Consider the following 20462-nt stretch of genomic DNA (forward strand, 5'->3'; position numbering starts at 1 on the left):
TATGATGACCGATCTTTATCAGTCCCAACGTGCCATGCGGCAGATGCGGCGGCAGGCTTTGCAACGCGGTGTGATCGCCATTCTGGACGTGGGCAGTTCCAAAATTGCCTGCCTTGTTTTGCGTTTTGACGGCACTGGCCGACTGAGTGAAGACAACACCATCGGCTCGATGGCCGGTCAGACTGGGTTCCGCGTCATCGGAGCGGCGACCACGCGCTCTCGCGGAGTGCAATTTGGCGAAGTCACCGCCATGCAGGAAACCGAACGCGCCATTCGCACTGCGCTGCAGGCGGCGCAGAAAATGGCCGATATCCGTGTTGATCACGTGATTGCCTGTTTCTCGGGGGCCAACCCTCGCTCATACGGGTTGGACGCGCAGGTGGACCTTGACGGTCAGCTTGTGTCCGAGGCCGAGGTTGGACGCGTTTTGAACGCCTGTGACGTGCCCGATTACGGCGAAGGACGCGAAGTACTGCATGCGCAACCAGTGAACTTTGCGCTGGACAACCGTTCTGGCCTGATTGATCCGCGCGGACAGATGGGCCAAAGCCTTGCGGTCGACATGCATATGCTGACTGTCGATGCGACGGCGATCCAGAACATCGTGCGCTGTATCAAGCGCTGTGACCTTGAGCTGGCAGGCATTGCCAACTCGGCCTATGTCTCGGGCGTTTCAGCGTTGGTCGAAGATGAACAAGAGCTTGGCGCAGCCTGTATCGATATGGGCGGTGGCACCACCAGCGTGTCGATCTTCATGAAAAAACACATGATCTACGCGGATTGCGTCGGCATGGGCGGCGATCATGTGACCAGCGACATTTCGATGGGTCTGGGTGTGCCAGCGGCAGTGGCCGAACGGATAAAAACCTTCAATGGGGGCGTTCACGCAACCGGGGCCGATGACCGGGACATGATCGACATTGGTGGCGACACGGGCGATTGGGAACATGACCGTCGCACTGTCAGCCGGGCCGAGCTGATCGGCATCATGCGTCCGCGCGTCGAAGAAATTCTGGAAGAAGTCCGCGTGCGGCTGGATGCCGCCGGGTTTGAACATATGCCAAGCCAACAGATCGTTCTGACCGGGGGCGGCAGTCAGATCATGGGGCTGGACGGGCTTGCCACCCGCATTCTGGGGCAGCGCGTGCGCCTGGGACGCCCGCTGCGTGTACATGGCCTGCCGCAATCGGCAACGGGCCCTGCGTTTTCCTCTGCCGTGGGTCTCAGCCTGTTTGCGGCCCACCCGCAGGATGAATGGTGGGACTTCGAGATCCCCGTCGACACCTATGCTGCGCGCCCGTTCAAGCGCGCCGTGCGGTGGTTTCGTGATAATTGGTAAACATCTGCGAGGGGCCGCGCTGAGCGTTGCCCTGCTGCCCGGTTGGGCCATGGCCCAGAGCATGATCACGCCGGACGCATTTCTGGATGCGGCTGTTGGCAAAACACTTATGTTTTATGAGATTCGCAGTGGAGAACTGGTCGGGACCGAGCAATTTCTGAACCGCCACGTCTCGGTTTGGCGGGAAGAAGGGCGTGGCTGTGTTTATGGGCAAATTACCACGCAAAACGGTCAGATCTGCTTTCTCTATGACAACGACCCGGATGGAATTCCTGTCTGTTGGTGGCCCTTCTTGCACGAAGACCGCCTGATGGTGCGGCTCGCCTCCTTCGTGGACGGAGAGATTCAAGAAGTGCGCAGCATTACGGAAAGCAGCTTGAACTGCCCAAATGCCCCGACCAGTTGAAAAATCCGGTTGCGGCAGGACGATTTATCCCTCAAGATATCCACAAGGCCCGTCAGAGGTCTCGCGGCAGGACCTGAGCAGTTTTCCGCAGTGTGAATGACGATCTATCAGAGCGTGAAGGGTAGCAAAACCTTCGCGGCCTGTCGGGTGTCTTGTGATGATCGCCGATGTTTCCGCTACATCTGGCAGAGCCTGCAAAATGCCGCCGGTTCGTGCCTTATTTCCTCCATATTTTGTGGTGAAACGCGATTTTTGACGTGACCTTTTCGCATCATCCGGCTAGAATCGTCCAAGGATAGGTAAGAAAAACACCGCTTTGGCGGGACAAAAATACAGGCGGACAGAGCATGACATTGAATCTTTCGATGCCCGGGCACGACGAACTGAAGCCTCGGATTACAGTATTTGGCGTTGGCGGTGCAGGCGGGAACGCTGTCAACAACATGATTGAGAAACAGCTGGACGGTGTCGACTTTGTGGTCGCCAACACCGACGCGCAAGCACTGCAGCAAAGTCAGTCCTCGGCACGTGTGCAACTGGGCGTGAAAGTCACCGAAGGTCTGGGGGCAGGGGCACGTCCGACCGTGGGGGCTGCTGCTGCCGAAGAGAGCATTGAACAGATCGTCGATCATCTGGCTGGGGCTCATATGTGCTTCATCACTGCTGGTATGGGCGGTGGCACCGGCACCGGCGCCGCACCGATCATCGCACAAGCCGCCCGTGAACTGGGCGTTCTGACCGTTGGTGTTGTCACCAAACCTTTCCAGTTCGAAGGGGCCAAGCGGATGCGTCAGGCCGAAGACGGTGTTGAAGCGCTGCAACAGGTTGTCGACACGCTGATCATCATCCCCAACCAGAACCTGTTCCGCCTGGCCAATGAGAAAACCACCTTTACCGAGGCGTTCTCGATGGCGGACGACGTTCTGTACCAAGGGGTTAAGGGGGTGACGGACCTGATGGTGCGTCCGGGCCTGATCAACCTCGACTTTGCCGACGTTCGCGCGGTGATGGACGAAATGGGCAAGGCGATGATGGGCACCGGTGAAGCGACCGGTGAAGATCGCGCTGTTCAGGCGGCGGAAAAAGCCATTGCCAACCCGCTGTTGGACGAAATCAGCCTCAAGGGCGCGAAGGGCGTGCTGATCAACATCACTGGCAGCCACGACCTGACCCTGTTCGAACTGGACGAAGCCGCCAATCGTATTCGCGAGGAAGTGGATCCAGAAGCGAACATCATTGTCGGGTCGACTCTGGACACAGTGATGGAAGGTGGAATGCGCGTATCGGTCGTTGCCACCGGCATCGACGCCAGCGAAAAATCCGCAGATGTGCCGGTTGCGCGCCGCTCGATGTCCGAGCCGCTGACCCGCACCGTTTCGGCGGAAGAGCACGTTCAGGAAGAAGCACCTGTTGCAGCAGAAGTGGCGGACGCGGCGCCTCAGATGGAAGAAACTCGCGAACCTTCGCTGTTTGAGGCCGCAGAAGAGCCTGCGCAACCGCAGTTCCAACCGCGTGACGAGCGTGAGAGCGACGACCTGCCACCGCCGGCTTACCAGCCGCGCGTGGCCGAATTCGAACCTCAGCCCGAGCATATCGAACATGCGCCCGAAAGCTATGTCGCGCCACGCGGGCATCAGGCCGCAGGCACACCGTCGCCCGAAGCGCTCCAACGTTTGCAGGCGGCGGTTCAAAAGGTTCCTTCAGCGCCGCAACGCCCGGCTGAGCCGCGTCAGCCCGAGGTTGGTTCGCAGCCTGAACCTGAAGAACGCTCGCGTTTTGGCTTCAATCGACTGATTGATCGGATGACCGGCCATGCTGCGGATACACCGGCGCAAGCACCACGTCAGCAGCCCGTTTTGCGCCAGTCCGAAGCCACCGCACCGGCCCAGGATGAGGCCGACCCGGAACAGGATCGTATTGAAATTCCCGCCTTCCTGCGCCGTCAAGCCAACTGATCGCGGTAACAAAATCCACTCACAGGGCCGCTTCTCAGCGGCCCTTTATTGTTTGAAAATGGTATCTTACGAAGATGTAAGCAGGGTTTTGCCGATCTGTTACATACATGTTTCATTCGGTTACAAAGAGTGAGTTGAGCCTTGACGCAGGCTTCCTTAACTGAGTGTCCAACACAGCCCTCGCAGGCTGGACACTGCTCACCGAGGCCCATTTTGCAACATACGCTCAAATCTCCGGTCACGTTCAAAGGCGTTGGGCTGCACGGCGGCCAACCCGCCACCATGGTTCTCAAGCCCGCTGCCGCCGGTCACGGAATCTGGTTTAAACGGACGGATATTCATCTGGGCGATGCAATGATCCCTGCTATCTACCATGCGGTCGAGCGTACGCCGCTCTGCACCCGCCTGGTGAATGAGGCGGGTGTATCGGTCTCGACCATCGAACATATCATGGCTGCGCTGGCCGGGTGTGGTGTCCACAACGCGTTGATCGAGATTGACGGTCCCGAAGTTCCGATTATGGATGGGTCGTCGATCGATTTCGTGCGCGGAATCATGTCCAAGGGCGTGCGCCGCCAGGCCAGCCCGGTTCTGGCCTATGAAGTTCTGAAACCCGTGACCGCGTCACGCGAAGGCGCAGACGCCAGCATCGTGCCTGCGGACGGCCTGATCATCGACTTCCACATCGATTTCGAAGACAGCGCCATCGGTAGCCAGACGAAAACGCTGGATATGCGCAACGGCTCTTTTGCACGCGAACTCAGCGATTGCCGTACGTTCTGCCGTCGCACCGATGTCGAAGCCATGCGTGCCAACGGTCTGGCCTTGGGTGGTACGCTGGACAATGCCGTTGTTGTTCAGGGCGACGAGGTGCTGACGCCCGGCGGCTTCCGTCGTGCGGACGAAGCTGTGCGTCACAAGATGCTGGATGCACTGGGCGATCTTTATCTGGCAGGTGGTCCGATTCTGGGCCACTTCACCGGTAACAAGTCGGGCCATTCCCTGACCAACACCTTGTTGCGCAACCTGTTTGAAACGCCGGGTGCCGTGCGTCCGGTTCTGTGCACGCCGCAACAGGCCGCGCGTCTGCCGGGGCAAGGGTTGATCGTGAACGAAATTCCCGAAGTTGCCTGAGCCGATCAACTCTGACGACAATTGCGCCAGAAGTTGCATAAGGCGTTTTGCACCGGAATTTTCTGTGCTAGACCATGGCTCAATTCGGGGCGAGCCCCATTAAGTAAGACGACAAGGATGGGCGGTATGGTTGGCAGCAAAGCGGCAGTCAGGTTCGCGGGTGCGATTCTTCTGGCAGCAGTTTTGACAGCATGCAGTAACAAAGGCGCTGACCGCGATCAGAATCTGGAAGGGTTCACGCCCGAGCAGATTTTTACGCGTGGTGAATACGAACTGTCGCAGAATCGCTCGGACGATGCAGCGTGGTACTTCTCGGAAGTCGAACGTCTGTATCCTTATTCCGATTGGGCCAAACGCGCGCTGATCATGCAGGCGTTTTCATTCCATTCGGACAAGAACTACGAAGAAAGCCGGGCCGCAGCGCAGCGCTATATCGACTTCTACCCGACGGATGAAGACGCAGCATACGCGCAATACCTGCTGGCACTCAGCTACTATGACCAGATCGATGAGGTTGGTCGCGATCAGGGCCTGACCTTCCAGGCGCTGCAATCGTTGCGCACTGTGATCGAGGTCTACCCTGACAGCGAATACGCCACCTCGGCGGTTCTGAAATTCGATCTGGCTTTCGACCATCTTGCCGGCAAGGAGATGGAGATTGGGCGCTATTACCTGCGTCAGGATCACTACATCGCGGCGATCAACCGATTCCGCGTTGTCGTCGAAGACTTCCAGACCACCTCTCATACCGCCGAAGCGCTGTATCGTCTGGTCGAGGCTTATCTGTCCCTCGGCCTGCTGGATGAAGCGCAGTCTGCGGGGGCAATCCTTGGATATAACTATCAATCCACGGAATGGTATGACGATGCCTATAAGCTGCTGACCTCGCGCGGGCTGAAACTCAAGAGCCGTGGAAACAACTGGCTGAACACGATCTATCGTCAAACCATCAAAGGTGAGTGGTTGTAATCGCCATGGCCTTTGGTCTGGGACGCTAACGACCGGATGCTACGCGCCCTTGATATCCGCGACATGCTGATCATTGATCGGTTGGAGCTGACGTTCCAACCGGGGCTGAACGCGTTGACGGGCGAGACCGGCGCGGGCAAGTCGATTCTTCTGGATTCGCTGGGTTTCGTGCTGGGCTGGCGCGGACGGGCCGAATTGGTGCGGCAAGGTTCTGCACAGGGCGAAGTTGTCGCCGAGTTTGAACTCTCCACCGACCATCCAGCTCATGCGATTCTGGCCGAAGCTGGCCTGCCGGGTGGTGAAGAACTGATTCTGCGCCGCGTCAACACCGCCGAGGGGCGCAAGACCGCTTGGGTCAATGACCGCCGCTGCTCGGGCGAGGTATTGCGGGCGCTCTCCGAGACTCTGATCGAACTGCACGGCCAGCATGACGACCGAGGGCTGCTGAACCCGCGAGGTCACCGGGCGATGCTGGACGACTTCGCCGGGGTCTCGGACCATCTGGCCAAGGTCCGCGCGGCCTGGACTGAAATGTCGCGCACCCGCAAAGCCCTGGCAGAGACAGAGGCCGCTCTGGCGGTTGTCCGCAGCGAAGAAGAATTCCTGCGCCACGCTGTGGCCGAACTGGACCAGTTGGATCCACAACCCGGTGAAGACGCCGAACTGGATGCTCGCCGCCGCATGATGCAAGGGGCCGAGCGTATCCGCGACGACGTTGCGCGTGCCTTTGCCTTGCTGTCCGGCGATGGGGCCGAAGGGGCGATGTCCGACGCCATCCGCTGGCTGGAAGGTGCGTCTGACAATGCGGGTGGCCAATTGGAGGATCCGATTGCCGCGTTGGGGCGTGCAATGATCGAACTGGGTGAGGCGCAGGACGGTGTAAACGCCTGCCTTCAGGCGTTGGACTTCAACCCGGCGGAACTGGAACAGGCCGAGGAACGCCTGTTTGCCATCCGTGCGCTGGCCCGCAAGCATGACGTGACTCCGGATGAGCTGGGGGTTTTTGCCGAAACGCTGCGCGATCGCCTGAATCGCTTGGATGCAGGTGATGCCGATCTGGCAGATAAACGTGCAGCCGTGGACACGGCGAAGGCTGCCTATGAGACTGTCGCCGCCGCGCTCAGCGCAGCCCGTACTGCCGCAGCAGGGCGGTTGGACACGGCCGTCATGGCCGAACTCGCCCCACTCAAGATGGAACGCGCTGTGTTCGAAACCGAAGTCACCCCGTCTGAGCCGGGCCCCGAGGGCACCGACGCGGTGGCCTTCACCGTGGCCACCAATCCCGGTGCTCCGGCAGGGCCGCTGAACAAGATCGCTTCGGGGGGCGAGCTCAGCCGCTTTCTGCTGGCGCTCAAGGTCTGCCTGACAGGGGATGACAGCGCCCGTACGATGATTTTTGACGAGATCGACCGCGGTGTTGGCGGCGCTACGGCGGATGCGGTTGGACGCAGGCTGGCATCGCTGGCACAGGGCGGGCAGGTGCTGGTTGTCACCCATTCCCCCCAAGTGGCCGCCCGCGCCGCGCATCACTGGCGCGTGCAGAAGCATGTGACAGAGGGGCAAACTCTGTCCACCGTTATTCCCTTGGCCGAACCGGACCGCGTGGACGAGATCGCGCGCATGGTGGCAGGCGACAGCATAACCGAAGAAGCGCGCGCTGCCGCCCGGGCCTTGCTGCAGACCTGACGTGCCTATGGCGTGAATTGATGCTCACACTGTCGCTATCTCACTTTTATATGGGCGCTCCGTGGCTTACTAAGGTGTAAGTGATGATCCCCGAGGGCCAATGACCCAATCGACCCGCACCGTTCTGCGCAACCAGTTCAATCAGGCTCTGGCCGCGATCAAGGATGCTTGGCGGGTGATGCTGCACCGGGGTCCAAGCCAGATCCAGTTCTGGTTCATCGCACTGGCCATCGGTATCGCTGCAGGGTTCATGGCGCTTGGTTTCCGTAAAGCCATCCGAGGCTTGCAGGCTTATCTTTATGACACCGATGATATCTTGCTGTTGCACAGCCATGCTGAAAAACTGCCCTGGTTCATGGTCCTGATCATTCCCATCATCGGTGGTCTGGTTGTGGGCGTGATCTTGAACCGGTTCACCAATGACGGGCGTGTACGGTCCGTAGCTGATGTCATCGAAGGTTCTGCGGTCACTGACGGGCGAGTCGAGGTCAAGGCGGGCATCGCTTCGTTTTTTGCTTCGCTGATCACGCTCAGTTCCGGAGGGTCAACAGGGCGCGAAGGCCCTGTGGTGCATATGGCCGGTGTCATCTCCACATGGGTCAGCAACCGCATTCACGCGGATGGGATCACGGGCCGCGACCTGCTGGGCTGTGCGGTCGCAGCCGCCGTATCAGCCAGCTTCAACGCACCCATCGCCGGGGCTTTGTTCGCGCTCGAGGTTGTGCTGCGCCATTTTGCCGTTCATGCCTTTGCACCAATCGTCATCGCCTCGGTTGCCGGAACGGTGATCAACCGGCTGGAATATGGCGACGTTACCGAATTCACTCTGGAGACGCCGGGATCGCTGCAATTCTATGTCGAGCTTCCGGCATTCCTGATCCTTGGCCTGATCTGCGGCTTTGTCGCACTGCTGCTGATGCGGTCAATCTTTTTTGCCGAGGATATCGGCAGCCATATCCAGAACCGCCTGTCCATCCCGAGCTGGCTGCGCCCGGCGGTGTCTGGCGCGATGCTGGGGCTGATGGCAATCTGGTTCCCGCATATCATTGGCGTGGGGTATGAGACGACAATTCGCGCCCTGACCGGTGATTTAGTGCTGACCACGGCCATTCTGTTTGCGGTGACCAAGACAGTTGCGGTGGCGATTACCATGGGCGGGCGCATGGGGGGTGGGGTGTTTTCTCCTTCTCTGATGGTAGGTGCGCTGACGGGGCTGGCCTTTGGTCTGATCGCAACAGGGTTGTTGCCGGATGTTTCCGGCACCCACACGCTTTATGCCTTTGCCGGAATGGGTGCTGTAGCTGCGGCGGTTCTGGGCGCCCCTATCTCAACCACACTGATTGTTTTTGAACTGACTGGTGACTGGCAGATCGGTCTTGCCGTGATGGTGACGGTTTCCATGTCCACGGCACTGGCCTCGCGTCTTGTGGACCGGTCTTTCTTCCTGACACAGCTGGAACGGCGTGATGTTCATCTGGCTGCCGGACCGCAGGCTTACCTTTTGGCCATGCTGCGCGCCGGGGCGGTGATGCGCCCCATCGGCGATCCGCGTTCGATTACAAAGGAACAAGCCCTGGAATTGATCGAGCAGGGCATGTGCATTCAAGCCAGCGCCACGTTGGAAGCCGCGATGCCCTATTTTGCCCATGATGACATCCCTTGTATCCCGGTTGTCATCATCGAATCGGATGGATCAGAGACGCCTGTAGGGGCGCTCTATCACGTTGACGCGCTCAAGGCGTATAACCGAGCTTTGGCTGCAACGGCGGCAGAGGAGCATTCCTAAGGGTTACCCGCCAAAAACGCTGGCGGCATCTCCCAAGTAATTGTCCCATGCAAACCAGTACGAGATATGACCGGCAACCCGCGACAAGCGCGTGCCATCCGGTCCAATCAACGCGTCTTCGGTCACGGTCCAGCTTTGACCCGCGCCATCCTGCAAACCGCTTTGCGTAGCTTTGAACGTATGGCCCTTACGCTCATAGGCGCGCACGCTGCGTTCCTTTGGATCGCCGATCAGAACCAGCGGTGTCTGCGCAATGGCGTCATTGATCACCGGCTTGCTTTCAAATGCCTTCAGCGGCCAGGCCCGCGCGGCCCCGAACTGACGCACGGCAAAAATGTAGTCTTTCTGCCGATGTCGTGTCTCTTCCACTACAGCGGGGAACATCAACTCGCTTGAGGCGAAATAATCCCGGTACACAACCCCCGAGCCATAGTTGCGTCGATGCCCGGTGTTCAGCGACAGGACGCGCGTTTTGGGGTGCGAATTTTTCCAGCTGTTCCACGTTGTGATCACCACCGGGCGCTGTTTCAACGCGATTCCGCTGTTCACCAAGGGCCCCACAACAGGTTTGCCGGTGTATTGATTCCACAGCGAATGTGTCTCGCGATCAAACATCAGCTTGTTCGACCGATAGAGGAAACCTGACGAGCCGAAAACGAACGGTTTTCGCCGCCCCGCAACCTGTGTTTCAAACAAGATACCCGATCCACAGAGCGTGCAATAAGCCAGCGCTACGGGCACACCGCCGATCACCTCGTTGAACATCTCGTGCCACCCCATAATCCGAAGCGGATAGGCACGCTCATCCCCGTTGATGGCCACGCCAAAAACAAGATCGTCGCCTTTCAAATATCCGGCATTCGAAGGCGAGATAAGGGTCGGGTTGTCCAGCGAAGGAATGCCATCCTTATGCACCCCGCCCCACGCGATTTCTTCCAGCCGTATCTTCATCCTGTCGCGTTGCAGATATTCTGGCCGCAGGAACACATCGAAGTTCGGATCGATCTGCAGCAGAACTTCGCGTTTGAACGGGATCAGCGAGGGGTGGGGGACAATCTGCGAGTTCCGTTCTTGCCACAGCATCCACTCGAACCAGTCGTTACCATAACGCTGTCCGGTCAGGGCCTCCATCACCTCGACAATCTCATCCCGTCGGCGATCTGCATAGCGCATCGCGGTCAACAACCCGGGAACAACGTCCGGCTGGTCGCGATCCCTGAGGTAAGCCATCTGGTCCTCAAACGCTGTCCGGCGCCCGTCCAATGTGCTGCGCAATGCCTCTAGAACCGGATCCTGCTGCGCCCACAGCATGCCGGGTGCAAGTGCACCGGCCCCGATCAGCCCTGTAAAACCGCGACGTGAAATCGACATGGAAGCCTCCGGTAGTACCCGAAGGAAGTGTGCCGTAAATACCGCTCACTTGCATACCACAGATGTGTGAGGAGGGTTCCGACGTAAGATCCGTGGCCAAGTAAAAAAGAACCGGCCGGTTGATTGATGAGGTGTTTCTGGAAACGGCTGCTGGCCGACTGAGCTTTCGTGCGAACAAAGTTGCCCCAATTCTGCCAGCCAAAGATCAGCCAGGTTTTTCGCCTAACGCGTCATTCACTGCTCCGCTCGATTGATTTTCGTTGACGCGAAGAATGCGGACAAGCGAGGTTTAAGAAACAGTTCGCATCATCTGAATGTGAGAATTCATGCGTGTATTCATCTTTCTTCTTCTTCCTATCCTGTTTGTCGGGATGATTGCGTCTCTGATTCTTGGTTTGAAACCGCCAAGCAGCATAAGGCTTGCGACCGGAGTGAGCGGAGGGGGCTATTGGCAGATCGGGCAACTTTACAAAGCAGAACTGGCCCGAGACGGCATTCACATTGATTTGGTTGAGACCGCAGGTTCTGTAGAGAACATAGAGAAGCTTGTTTCCGGTGACGTCGATGTCGCGTTCGTTCAAGGTGGTCTCGATCTTCCTCAAGATGGTGACTTGCATTCGTTGGGAGCCATTTTTCTTGAACCAATGGTGGTGTTTCGCGGAAAGCCAAACTCAATCGGTGGAAATGCAGGGAAATGGGAGGGCATCCGTCTTGCCGCTGGGGTAGAAGGGTCGGGAACCCGCGCGGCTGCCATTGCCCTGATCGAAGCGGCAGAGCTTGAGGACACGGGAATCACGCTGGTAGATGCGGGTGGCTCAGAAGCCATCGATGCGCTCTATTCAAACGAAGCTGATGCAGCTTTGTTTGTCGCACCTCTGGATGCGCCTTATTTGATGGACGCGATTTTTGATCCAAACATAGACTTCGTCCCTATGGCTTTAGTCGACGCGCTTGCACTGAAGCTCCGAGGGGCGAGTTCGGTGACCGTGCCTGCTGGGTCGATCACTCTTGATCCTCCAAGACCGCCCGAGGATGTAAAGATCCTTGCATTGAGGGCATCAATGATTGCCGGGCCTGATCTGCACCCGGCCGTCGCAGATCGGCTGGTTACCGCAGCTAAGATCATTCATGGACAGCCCGACATTCTGCAGGGTTCAAGGGAATACCCGAAAACGGAGTCTCCGCCCGCTCCATTAAACGAAGTTGCCGAAGAACTGATAAACTCCGGGCCAAACTTGTTGCATTCCATTTTGCCCTATTGGATTGCTGCGCAGTTTGGTCGTGTTCTTTTGTTACTGTTGCCTTTACTTTTCCTCGCACCGCTTTTGCGGATCGTTCCATCTGGGTATGTGTGGTTCCAGAAACGCCGTGTCTGGCGTTTTTATCAGCGGATCGCAGCGCTTGAGGAAGAGTTGGGGCAGGCTCGGACGCTAAGCGACGTGGATGCAGTGGCCGACAGCATCGAAGAGCTGGACACCAGCATTGCCAACCTCAAGTTACCGCTTGCCTACCGTCAAGGTGCATATGACGCGCGATTGCATATCGGTTTAATTCGACAAGAGATCACGCGCCGAAGAGCAGCCGAACAAGAGCCCAATCCGGTCGCGGGCTTCTGATTCAAACCAGTTCGCCTCATAACCAACAGGTCAACTGCGGCCCACAATGTGTCTCAGGCTGCGCTAGATCTGCTCCACCTTCACCGAGTCGACCGGGTAAAACGCCAGATGACCTTTGATCTCGGCCACAGCCGGGATCGGGCTCTCATAGCTCCAGACCGCGTTTTGGGTCACGGATGATTTGTTGACGATGGAAAAATGGGTCGCATCGCCCTTGCCGGGGCAGTGGGTCACCTTGTCAGTCTGGTCCAGAAACGCCATCGCGATATCGTTGCGTGGGAAGTAGATCACAGGATCCTTGTCGCCTTCATGCAGTTCCAGCGCATTGTTTGTTTCGCCCAGAATCGCACCGCCCGAGCGGACACTCCATTTGCCTGGCGCTTTTTGGATCGTGATCTCAGTCATTCCATTTCCTTCCGTCGTCGTATTAGGGCCACTCCTCTGCCCGTTCTATGTAACAGGTCGATGTCAGATTGGAGCAGTTGCGGCATCCAACCACAGTTGCGCGTCATGTCCCAGCCTGGGGCGGATCTTTTCCGCGACGTCGCGATGATAGGCATTCAGCCAGTCGCGTTCGTCAGGCGTCAACATATCCACCAGGATCAGCCTGCGGTCAATCGGAACGAAAGTCAGTGTGCGCCAGTTCAGCATGGTGCGCTCTGCGTCGCTGCTGGGCAGGGCGGGGGCTTCTTCCACGACCACAAGGTTTTCGATGCGGATGCCAAACGCTCCCTCGCGGTAGTAACCCGGTTCGTTCGACAGGACCATACCGGGCATTAGCGGTACATGGCTGACTTTTGACAGGCGCTGCGGCCCCTCATGCACGCTCAGATAAGCACCGACCCCGTGGCCAACCCCATGATTGAAATCCTGCCCCGCCGACCACAACGGCACGCGCGCCACGCATTCGATATCGCGCCCCGCCAACCCGGTGGGCCAACGTAGCATCGACATGGCAATCATGCCCTTTAGCACACGAGTGAAACAGGTTTTTTCTTCTGTGCCGACATCACCGATGGCAACGGTCCGGGTAATGTCGGTGGTGCCGTCAAGATACTGCCCGCCACTGTCCAGAACCAGAATATGACCGTTTTCCAGCCGGTTATCGGTCTCTTCGGTCACGCGGTAATGCATGATGGCACCGTTTGGTCCAGTCCCAGCTATGGTGTCGAACGAAATATCCTGAAGCGCATTGTCCTTGCGCCGGTTCTCTTCCAGTTGTGTGACAACTTGCGTCTCGGCCACACTGCCGGGGGTCTGTTCGTCCAGCCAGCACAAGGTCTCGATCACAGCCACTGCGTCGCGCAAATGTGCCTCGGCGCTGCCTGCGATCTCAGCGGGATTTTTACAGGCCTTGGGCAAGGCGCAAGGATCACCCCCGTCTGTCATGGCGTCGCCCAACGCGTCTGCCACGATCTGAGGCAGCGTGCCGTCGTCTACCTGCACCGGCCCTTCCAATACCGCAATCGCATCCAGAAACGTGCGCGGGTCGTGGACAGCCACGCTCGGCCCCAAATGATCCCGTACCTCCGCCAGCTTTTCGGTTGCCATGAACAGATCGACCCGGCCATCGGCGTGCAACACAGCAAACCCATGAGCCACGGGGTTATATGCAATGTCCGATCCGCGAATGTTCAACAGCCACATGATTGAGTCCGGCAGGGTGATCACTGCCGCGCAGCACCCATCCCGTTGCAAACCCTCAGCCAGACGAGCAATCTTGCTGTCTGTCGTTTCCCCGGCGAACTCAATCGGATGCGCCTTGACCGGGCTCATCGGCGGGGCGGGCTGATCCGCCCAGATCCGGTCTACAAGATTGTCACAACGCACCAATTTTATGCCAGTGCCTTTCAAATCCTGTTCTGCATTGGAAATCTGCCCTGCCGCGTGCAGCCAAGGGTCAAACCCAACTTTACCTCCGTCGGGCAGTTGCTCTTTCAACCAGGTACTCAGGCTGACTTCGGGCCAGGGCACCGGTGTGAAATCCTCGGCCACCTGAGCCTTAACCTGAGTGCGATACCGCCCGTCAATGAACACCCCCGCCACATCGCGCAGTGCGACACAAAACCCGGCCGAGCCCGTAAAGCCGGTCAACCAGGCCAGGCGTTCATCACGTGGGGCCACGTATTCCCCTTGATTGGCGTCTGCGCGCGGGATCAGAAACCCGTCCAAACCTGCCTGCGCCATCTCCGCCCGCAATGCGGCCAATCTTGGTGGACCCTGTTCCGGGCGCGCGGTCACTTGAAAGGATTGGAACATAACAGGCCTCTTTCGCTGCGTTTCCGGCAGACCCTGAGGCGCAACTGGGGAAATGTCCAGATCAGGATGCCATGATCTGAACACCCCTCTGGTGCTTCCTCTTTTCCAAAATTCTCCCGCCAGAGGTAAGGCCAGCCTCAGCTGGCCTTTTTCATCCCCATTACACGCGCCCGTGCGCGTGGATCACTGTCGAACAGGGCCGCCAGTTGCTCGGTCATTGCACCTGCCAGCTGTTCCACATCTGTGATGGTCACGGCGCGGTCATAATACCGGGTCACGTCATGGCCGATCCCGATGGCCAGCAGCTCGACTATCTTGCGCTTTTCCACCATGGCGATCACATCGCGCAGGTGTTTTTCCAGATAGTTGGCCGGGTTCACGCTCAGCGTGGAATCATCGACCGGGGCACCATCTGAAATCACCATCAGGATCTTGCGCTGCTCGCGCCGCGCCAGCATCCGCCGGTGCGCCCATTCCAGCGCCTCACCGTCGATGTTTTCCTTCAGCAGGCCTTCTTTCATCATCAGGCCCAGATTGGGTCGCGCCCGACGCCAGGGCGCATCGGCACCCTTGTAGACGATGTGACGCAGATCGTTCAGGCGCCCGGGTTGCTGTGGTCGTCCATCGTTCAACCAAGCCTCGCGCGCCTGACCGCCTTTCCACGCCCGCGTGGTAAAGCCCAAGATCTCGACCTTCACATTGCAACGTTCCAATGTACGCGCCAGAACATCCGCACAGATGGCGGCAATGGAAATTGGGCGTCCTCGCATCGAGCCCGAATTGTCCAGCAGCAGCGTCACCACTGTATCGCGGAATTCGGTATCTTTCTCGACCTTGAAGCTCAGCGGTGTGGTTGGGTTCGCCACAACGCGTGCCAGACGACCGGCGTCCAGAATACCTTCCTCGCGGTCGAATTCCCAACTACGGTTCTGTTGCGCCTGAAGACGGCGTTGCAGTTTGTTTGCCAGACGCGAAACCGCCCCTTTCAGAGGCTCCAACTGCTGATCCAAATAAGCCCGCAGACGTTCCAACTCGGCCGGTTCTGCCAGATCCTCTGCCGATATCTCTTCATCATATGTGTCCAGATAAACCCGATAATCCGGGTCCGCCTCGGACGCAGGAGACGGTGCAGGGGGCTCTAGCGGAGCTTCACCTTCGGGCATCTCCGCCTCATCGCCCAACTCATCCTCGGCCATCTCGTCCATCGAGACCTGAGCCTGTGACTGATCCTGCTGCTCTTCCTGAGATTGCTCAGGGGTCGCATCCGCGTCCTGTTCGTCCTGATCATCCTGACCGGTGCTGTCGGGATCGGGTTGCTCCTCTGCGTCTTCTTCGCCCTGATCTTCCTGCTCGTCATCCAGCTCATCGGGGTCATCACCCAGCTGGTCGCCATAGCCAAGATCCTTGATCATCTGGCGCGCGAACTTGGCAAACTCGGCCTGATCCGAGAGAATCTCATCCAGATTCTCCAATGTCCCACCAGCTTGTTCCTCGATGAACCCACGCCACAGGTTCATGATGTTTTCGGCAGCAGGTGGCAGATCGCGCCCGGTGGCCAGATGCCGGATCAAATACCCTGCGGCCACCGCCAAAGGTGCATCGGCAGGTTGCTTGCATTGGTCATAGCCGCGCCGGATCGCCTCATGCCCGATTTTAACGTCGATATTGCTGGCGGTGCCGGGCATATCCCGCGCGCCCATCGCCTCGCAGCGAGCGGTCTCCATCGCCTCATAGAGATCCCGCGCCATATCACCCGGAGGCGCATAGCGCGCATGGGTCGCGTCATCATGATACCGGCGCTGCAATGCCAGAGCATCCGCCGTGCCGCGCGCCAGAAGCACCTCTTCGCGTGTCATTCGTCGCGACACTTGGGGCAGGCGCATCGACTCGCCGGACATGCCAGAAGGATCAACCGTGTAGGTTACCGACAACTCGGGGTCATCGGCCATGACCTTGGTGGCTTCGGCCAGAGCCTTCTTGAACGGATCAGCAGGGTTGTCGTTCTTCTGTACCATGTCCCCAAGCCTTTCACATTGCAGACCCAATATCCAATAGCAGAGAAACCGGATCCGCCTTCATCTGGCTAAAAATATCCCCGCCGGAGGCATTGCGGCCGCAAGCGGGCGCAATTCAGCGGTTTATCCCAGGCTCACGCTCGCCGCGCTCTCGGGCAATTCCTCGTCAAAACAACGCTGATAGAACTCGGCCACGGTCTGGCGCTCCAGTTCGTCACACTTGTTCAGGAAGGACAGGCGGAAAGCATAGCCAACGTCGCGGAAAATCTCTGCGTTCTGGGCCCAGTTGATCACGGTTCGTGGGCTCATGACGGTGGACAGATCGCCGTTCATGAAGGCGGTCCGGGTCAGGTCGGCGACGGTGACCATCTGGCTGACGGTCTTGCGGCCCTCGGCGGTGTTGTAGTGCGGGGCTTTCGACAGCACGATCATCGTTTCGGCGTCGTGGCTCAGATAGTTCAGTGTCGAAACCAGCGACCAGCGGTCCATCTGGGCCTGGTTGATCTGTTGGGTGCCGTGATAGAGTCCCGTAGTGTCGCCGAGACCTACGGTGTTGGCGGTGGCGAACAGACGGAAATTTGGGTTCGGGGTGATGATCTCGTTCTGGTCCAGCAGGGTCAGCTTGCCGTCATGCTCCAGCACGCGCTGGATCACGAACATCACGTCCGCGCGGCCTGCATCGTATTCGTCGAACACGATGGCGACGGGGTTGCGCAGCGCCCAGGGCAGGATGCCTTCGTGGAACTCAGTGACCTGCTTGCCGTCACGCAGCTTGATCGCGTCTTTACCGATCAGGTCGATCCGGCTGATATGGCTGTCCAGGTTTACACGAACGGCAGGCCAGTTCAGTCGCGCCGCGACCTGTTCGATATGGGTCGATTTGCCGGTGCCGTGATAGCCTTGGATCATTACGCGACGGTTGTGCGAAAAACCTGCCAGAATGGCCAGTGTTGTTTCAGGGTCAAACTTGTAGGTCGGGTCGACGACCGGAACGCGGTCTGTGGCCTCGGCAAAGCCTTTGACTTTCATTTCCGTGTCAAAGCCGAATACGTCGCGGACCGAGATGTCTTCGGTGGGTTTTGCGTTTACGTCGTTCGATCCGTCAGCCATTCGCCTCGTCCTTATACCTTGACCCGCCTTGCCGGGTTTGAACCCGTGTGTGGTGCAACATATTGCGGGCAAGGGCAAGGGAAAGCGGCGCGCGTGAAAAGGTGAGCAGGTTTTTCTTTCAAACTGGCCCTATCGGCGCGCGGGAATGGTCAATCTAAAAATGCGTCGCGTACCCGCATCAGACTGCATTCATCAACAAATCGGGGGCGTCTGCATGTAATCCTGAAACGCACGGCCATAGCCCTGCAACAGCCGGCGCTCTTCGTTCAGAACAAACAGAAAATAGAACACAAGCAGCGCTGCCGCCAGCGCCAGCGTGATCCATGACCCGCTTGCAACGTCCAACCAACCGTGGCCAGCGCCGAGGTCACATATTGCGGGTTGCGTGAATAGGCGTACATGTCGCCGGTGACCAGCCCGTCGCTTTCGTAATAGGTGTTGTCGAGCCCCAGAAAGCGATAGCCCCAAAGTGTGACGCCAAAAGACAGGACCATGATCGGAACGCCTAACGCGCCCAATGACCCCAACCATTCACGCAGACTTCGAACAGCGCGAAGACAACAGTGGCGCCGCAATACAGCCGGAACAGGCCAAACGCTGTGTGATGCCGCCACCCCTTGGCACTGGGCTACAGCCCAAGCCGCGGCAGACGCAGGTTGAGGGAAAGGTATCCGCCCAACAACTGGGCCGAGCCACACGCAAACATAAGAACAATCGCATGAACGTGGTAGATCAGGGGTTCCATATCGAATTCCATTGGCACAGGTCACATTCAGATATGGGCGCGGGTCACGGCCTATGGCATAGGCCGTAGCAACGTTTTGTAACAGAGTGAGTAAGCCCTTCGATCAATCTATGCGGCCTTTGCAGGAGCGGAAATAAAAAGTCGGGTACGGTCTTGTTTGTTTCGGACAAATGCAATTATCCAAATATCTTGTTGAAACATCGCAAGGTCGGAATAAACTAACATCTGAGATGTGGGTTTTTGAAATTTGTACGAGGTTTTGAGGTTGATGTTGCTTTGTTCGTCTAACTTGCAGCGGATCCTAGAGCGCTACGAGATCACTTTGAGTTCACTCAATTCAGTGGGCGCAACGAATGTCGTTTGACGTCCTGCTTCATACGGTCAACACAAGCGGGCAAGGCGACTTGATCGTACAAAACAGGACCGAACCAGCCATTGTCTCGGGTCAAACAATTTCGATCAACGGTGGTCCGTTCGTACCCTATACATACCTTGGACAAGGTAACTACAAAGGTACCGGGGAATCTGGCGAATTCATTCAGGTCGGTACTGGCACCTATGCCTGGGACACCAATAACCCCACCGGGCCAATGACAACCGGAAACTGGCAAATCACAACCGGAGATCTTGATCCGAACAATCCGCCCTGTTTTGTTGCCGGAACTCTGATCGAAACCGAAACCGGTCCCCGTCCGGTTGAAAGCTTGGCGATCGGTGACAGAGTTTGCGTGTCCGGTGGAAAAACACTGCCGGTTTTGTGGATCGGGAAAAAAGTGCTGAGTGCGCAAACATTGCATCTGCAACCGAGGTTCAGACCTGTTCGCATTCGGCGCGACGCGATTTGCAAGGGTCAACCCAACCAAGACTTATTCGTTTCGCCACAACATCGTATCATGCTGGAAGGCTGGCGTGCTGAGTTGCTGTTCGGCCAGGAAATGGTCTTTGTTGCGGCAATCCATCTCGTGAATGACGGAACAATTCAGCAGGTAAACACTGGTGAAGACGTCACCTATTACCACATTGCCTGTCCACGACACGCGATACTGCACTCACAAGGGCTGCGCAGTGAAAGCTTGTTTCTGGGCGATACAGCGCTGAAGTCCTTTCACCGTGAAGACGTTAAGGAGCTGCGCGCGCTATTCCCGGAGTTGCTTGGAAACTCCGAAATGCCGACACAAACTCGCTTAGTTTGCTTGAAGCGCCGGGAAGCAATTGCATTGCGAAGTACGTCTCCGGATTAAAGCCTGTCTAGTTGAAATTCTGCCTGACCTTGAACTGATCCTTCGGCCAAACAAAATCGGGTCGCAACTCTTCCTCAGATTGGCTGGCACATTCTGCATCCGAGCAGTTCACATGGGCTTTGTGTATTTCGGCTTTGAATCAACAATTTCAAGGTCATAGCGAAAACCAAAGCTCATTGTTGCGAAAGCCACCTTTCACAAGGCGGTCCGCTTTCAAAACATCCGGAAACTCGTCCACCCAATCCTTGAACCGATCATTTGTGACAATGCATGCCTTGCTGTCCCGCGATGCCTGCAAAATCAAAGGATCCGCTGGCGTGCCCTTGGGGGCGATCATGACCTGCCTGGCACGCAGGCCCAAAGCGCGGCTCAGCGCCCGGTCGTTCATGTATTCGCCCTCGAGCTTGTAGCCGACATTTGCATCGAACACGACGCCCGGTTTGAACCCGGCGGTCTTCAGCGCCGACAGCACCAACCGCAATGTGCCCAGATCCGGCTGGCCCTCTTTCCAATGGATCACGTTGGACCCGTCCACGATGATCCATGTGTTCGCTTTGCGCCACCTGAGCCACGCGCGCAGTCCCCAGAGCAGGCTGATGACGATAAACAAGAGGCTCAGAGCACGGGTGAACGCGAATTCAGGTGGAAGAAACGGGGCTGCGAAATAAACGCCCAGCGAAAAAAGCAAGAGGAGGTATGGCATACGCACAGCGGCTGCTCCGTTGAAACCCGTGTTCAAACTCCACCACTATTGCGGGATTTGAACAAGGTTTCCAGCGGGCTTGATTGTAATCGGTCCAGACTGTGTACACACAAGGCAACAGCTGTCG

The 20462-nt window shown here is 57.8% G+C and carries 16 protein-coding genes; 9 read left to right on the forward strand and 7 right to left on the reverse strand.

What is annotated here, in order from left to right:
* The first annotated feature begins 4 nt into the window (after positions 1 to 4).
* The 7 genes from ftsA to AC2FLD_RS05245 all read left to right on the forward strand — a co-directional run bounded on the left by ftsA (position 5) and on the right by AC2FLD_RS05245 (position 9275).
* The gene (gene ftsA / locus AC2FLD_RS05215; RefSeq protein ID WP_050603019.1) at positions 5 to 1339 is read left to right on the forward strand and encodes a cell division protein FtsA; all 1335 of its coding nucleotides are present in this window, start codon (positions 5 to 7) and stop codon (positions 1337 to 1339) included.
* Entirely contained in the window at positions 1326 to 1745 is a 420-nt protein-coding gene (locus AC2FLD_RS05220) for a hypothetical protein (protein WP_496667803.1), read from the forward strand. The genes ftsA and AC2FLD_RS05220 overlap by 14 nt, the downstream gene beginning before the upstream one ends.
* 347 nt (positions 1746 to 2092) lie before the next feature.
* Positions 2093 to 3700 carry a cell division protein FtsZ gene (gene ftsZ, locus AC2FLD_RS05225; protein WP_496667804.1) on the forward strand — a complete coding sequence of 536 codons (1608 nt, stop codon included), beginning with the start codon at positions 2093 to 2095 and terminating at the stop codon, positions 3698 to 3700.
* 213 nt (positions 3701 to 3913) lie between these two features.
* On the forward strand, positions 3914 to 4834 hold the full coding sequence (gene lpxC, locus AC2FLD_RS05230) for a UDP-3-O-acyl-N-acetylglucosamine deacetylase (RefSeq protein WP_496667805.1): 921 nt from the start codon (positions 3914 to 3916) through the stop codon (positions 4832 to 4834).
* A 126-nt stretch (positions 4835 to 4960) separates the two neighbouring features.
* The gene (locus AC2FLD_RS05235; RefSeq protein WP_496667806.1) at positions 4961 to 5803 is read left to right on the forward strand and encodes an outer membrane protein assembly factor BamD; all 843 of its coding nucleotides are present in this window, start codon (positions 4961 to 4963) and stop codon (positions 5801 to 5803) included.
* A gap of 36 nt (positions 5804 to 5839) precedes the next feature.
* Entirely contained in the window at positions 5840 to 7489 is a 1650-nt protein-coding gene (gene recN, locus AC2FLD_RS05240; RefSeq protein ID WP_496667807.1) for a DNA repair protein RecN, read from the forward strand.
* A 100-nt stretch (positions 7490 to 7589) separates the two neighbouring features.
* Positions 7590 to 9275: a chloride channel protein gene (locus tag AC2FLD_RS05245; RefSeq protein WP_496667808.1), complete on the forward strand. Its 1686-nt coding sequence runs from the start codon at positions 7590 to 7592 to the stop codon at positions 9273 to 9275.
* A 3-nt stretch (positions 9276 to 9278) separates the two neighbouring features.
* Here AC2FLD_RS05245 and AC2FLD_RS05250 read toward each other — a convergent pair whose 3' ends face one another.
* On the reverse strand, positions 9279 to 10646 hold the full coding sequence (locus AC2FLD_RS05250) for a DUF3179 domain-containing protein (RefSeq protein WP_496667809.1): 1368 nt from the start codon (positions 10644 to 10646) through the stop codon (positions 9279 to 9281).
* A gap of 326 nt (positions 10647 to 10972) precedes the next feature.
* Here AC2FLD_RS05250 and AC2FLD_RS05255 point away from each other — a divergent pair, with 326 nt between their 5' ends.
* The gene (locus AC2FLD_RS05255) at positions 10973 to 12262 is read left to right on the forward strand and encodes a TAXI family TRAP transporter solute-binding subunit (RefSeq protein WP_496667810.1); all 1290 of its coding nucleotides are present in this window, start codon (positions 10973 to 10975) and stop codon (positions 12260 to 12262) included.
* Positions 12263 to 12325: 63 nt separating this feature from the next.
* On the opposite strand, the gene AC2FLD_RS05260 is transcribed toward AC2FLD_RS05255, so the two are convergent.
* From AC2FLD_RS05260 to AC2FLD_RS05280, 5 genes are all read right to left on the reverse strand, one after another.
* On the reverse strand, positions 12326 to 12667 hold the full coding sequence (locus AC2FLD_RS05260) for a DUF427 domain-containing protein (protein ID WP_496667811.1): 342 nt from the start codon (positions 12665 to 12667) through the stop codon (positions 12326 to 12328).
* Positions 12668 to 12730: 63 nt separating this feature from the next.
* Entirely contained in the window at positions 12731 to 14521 is a 1791-nt protein-coding gene (locus tag AC2FLD_RS05265; protein ID WP_496667812.1) for an aminopeptidase P family protein, read from the reverse strand.
* A 137-nt stretch (positions 14522 to 14658) separates the two neighbouring features.
* Positions 14659 to 16536, reverse strand: coding sequence for a cobaltochelatase subunit CobT (gene cobT / locus AC2FLD_RS05270; RefSeq protein WP_496667813.1), 1878 nt, complete (start codon positions 16534 to 16536; stop codon positions 14659 to 14661).
* Between the two features lie 123 nt (positions 16537 to 16659).
* Positions 16660 to 17646, reverse strand: a complete 987-nt coding sequence (gene cobS / locus AC2FLD_RS05275) for a cobaltochelatase subunit CobS (RefSeq protein ID WP_050602823.1) — start codon at positions 17644 to 17646, stop codon at positions 16660 to 16662.
* A gap of 266 nt (positions 17647 to 17912) precedes the next feature.
* A complete protein-coding gene (locus AC2FLD_RS05280; RefSeq protein ID WP_496667814.1) occupies positions 17913 to 18140 on the reverse strand; it encodes a methyltransferase in 228 nt (75 codons plus the stop codon).
* Between the two features lie 604 nt (positions 18141 to 18744).
* Between AC2FLD_RS05280 and AC2FLD_RS05285 the strand changes: the two genes are divergently transcribed.
* Positions 18745 to 19632, forward strand: coding sequence for a Hint domain-containing protein (locus AC2FLD_RS05285; protein WP_496667815.1), 888 nt, complete (start codon positions 18745 to 18747; stop codon positions 19630 to 19632).
* A 154-nt stretch (positions 19633 to 19786) separates the two neighbouring features.
* Here the strand turns inward: AC2FLD_RS05285 and AC2FLD_RS05290 are convergent, their stop codons facing one another.
* A complete protein-coding gene (locus AC2FLD_RS05290) occupies positions 19787 to 20335 on the reverse strand; it encodes an NYN domain-containing protein (RefSeq protein ID WP_496667816.1) in 549 nt (182 codons plus the stop codon).
* Positions 20336 to 20462: the final 127 nt, after the last annotated feature.

Source organism: Ruegeria sp. CDSA021 (assembly GCF_059612325.1).

Coding starts and splice junctions, on each gene's coding strand:
- ftsA (WP_050603019.1), top strand. CDS start 5: ATGACCGATCTTTATCAGTCCCAACGTGCCATGCGGCAGATGCGGCGG.
- ftsZ (WP_496667804.1), top strand. CDS start 2,093: ATGACATTGAATCTTTCGATGCCCGGGCACGACGAACTGAAGCCTCGG.
- AC2FLD_RS05235 (WP_496667806.1), top strand. CDS start 4,961: ATGGTTGGCAGCAAAGCGGCAGTCAGGTTCGCGGGTGCGATTCTTCTG.
- recN (WP_496667807.1), top strand. CDS start 5,840: ATGCTACGCGCCCTTGATATCCGCGACATGCTGATCATTGATCGGTTG.
- AC2FLD_RS05245 (WP_496667808.1), top strand. CDS start 7,590: ATGACCCAATCGACCCGCACCGTTCTGCGCAACCAGTTCAATCAGGCT.
- AC2FLD_RS05250 (WP_496667809.1), bottom strand. CDS start 10,646: ATGTCGATTTCACGTCGCGGTTTTACAGGGCTGATCGGGGCCGGTGCA.
- AC2FLD_RS05255 (WP_496667810.1), top strand. CDS start 10,973: ATGCGTGTATTCATCTTTCTTCTTCTTCCTATCCTGTTTGTCGGGATG.
- AC2FLD_RS05260 (WP_496667811.1), bottom strand. CDS start 12,667: ATGACTGAGATCACGATCCAAAAAGCGCCAGGCAAATGGAGTGTCCGC.
- AC2FLD_RS05265 (WP_496667812.1), bottom strand. CDS start 14,521: ATGTTCCAATCCTTTCAAGTGACCGCGCGCCCGGAACAGGGTCCACCA.
- cobT (WP_496667813.1), bottom strand. CDS start 16,536: ATGGTACAGAAGAACGACAACCCTGCTGATCCGTTCAAGAAGGCTCTG.
- cobS (WP_050602823.1), bottom strand. CDS start 17,646: ATGGCTGACGGATCGAACGACGTAAACGCAAAACCCACCGAAGACATC.
- AC2FLD_RS05280 (WP_496667814.1), bottom strand. CDS start 18,140: ATGGTCCTGTCTTTTGGCGTCACACTTTGGGGCTATCGCTTTCTGGGG.
- AC2FLD_RS05285 (WP_496667815.1), top strand. CDS start 18,745: ATGTCGTTTGACGTCCTGCTTCATACGGTCAACACAAGCGGGCAAGGC.
- AC2FLD_RS05290 (WP_496667816.1), bottom strand. CDS start 20,335: ATGCCATACCTCCTCTTGCTTTTTTCGCTGGGCGTTTATTTCGCAGCC.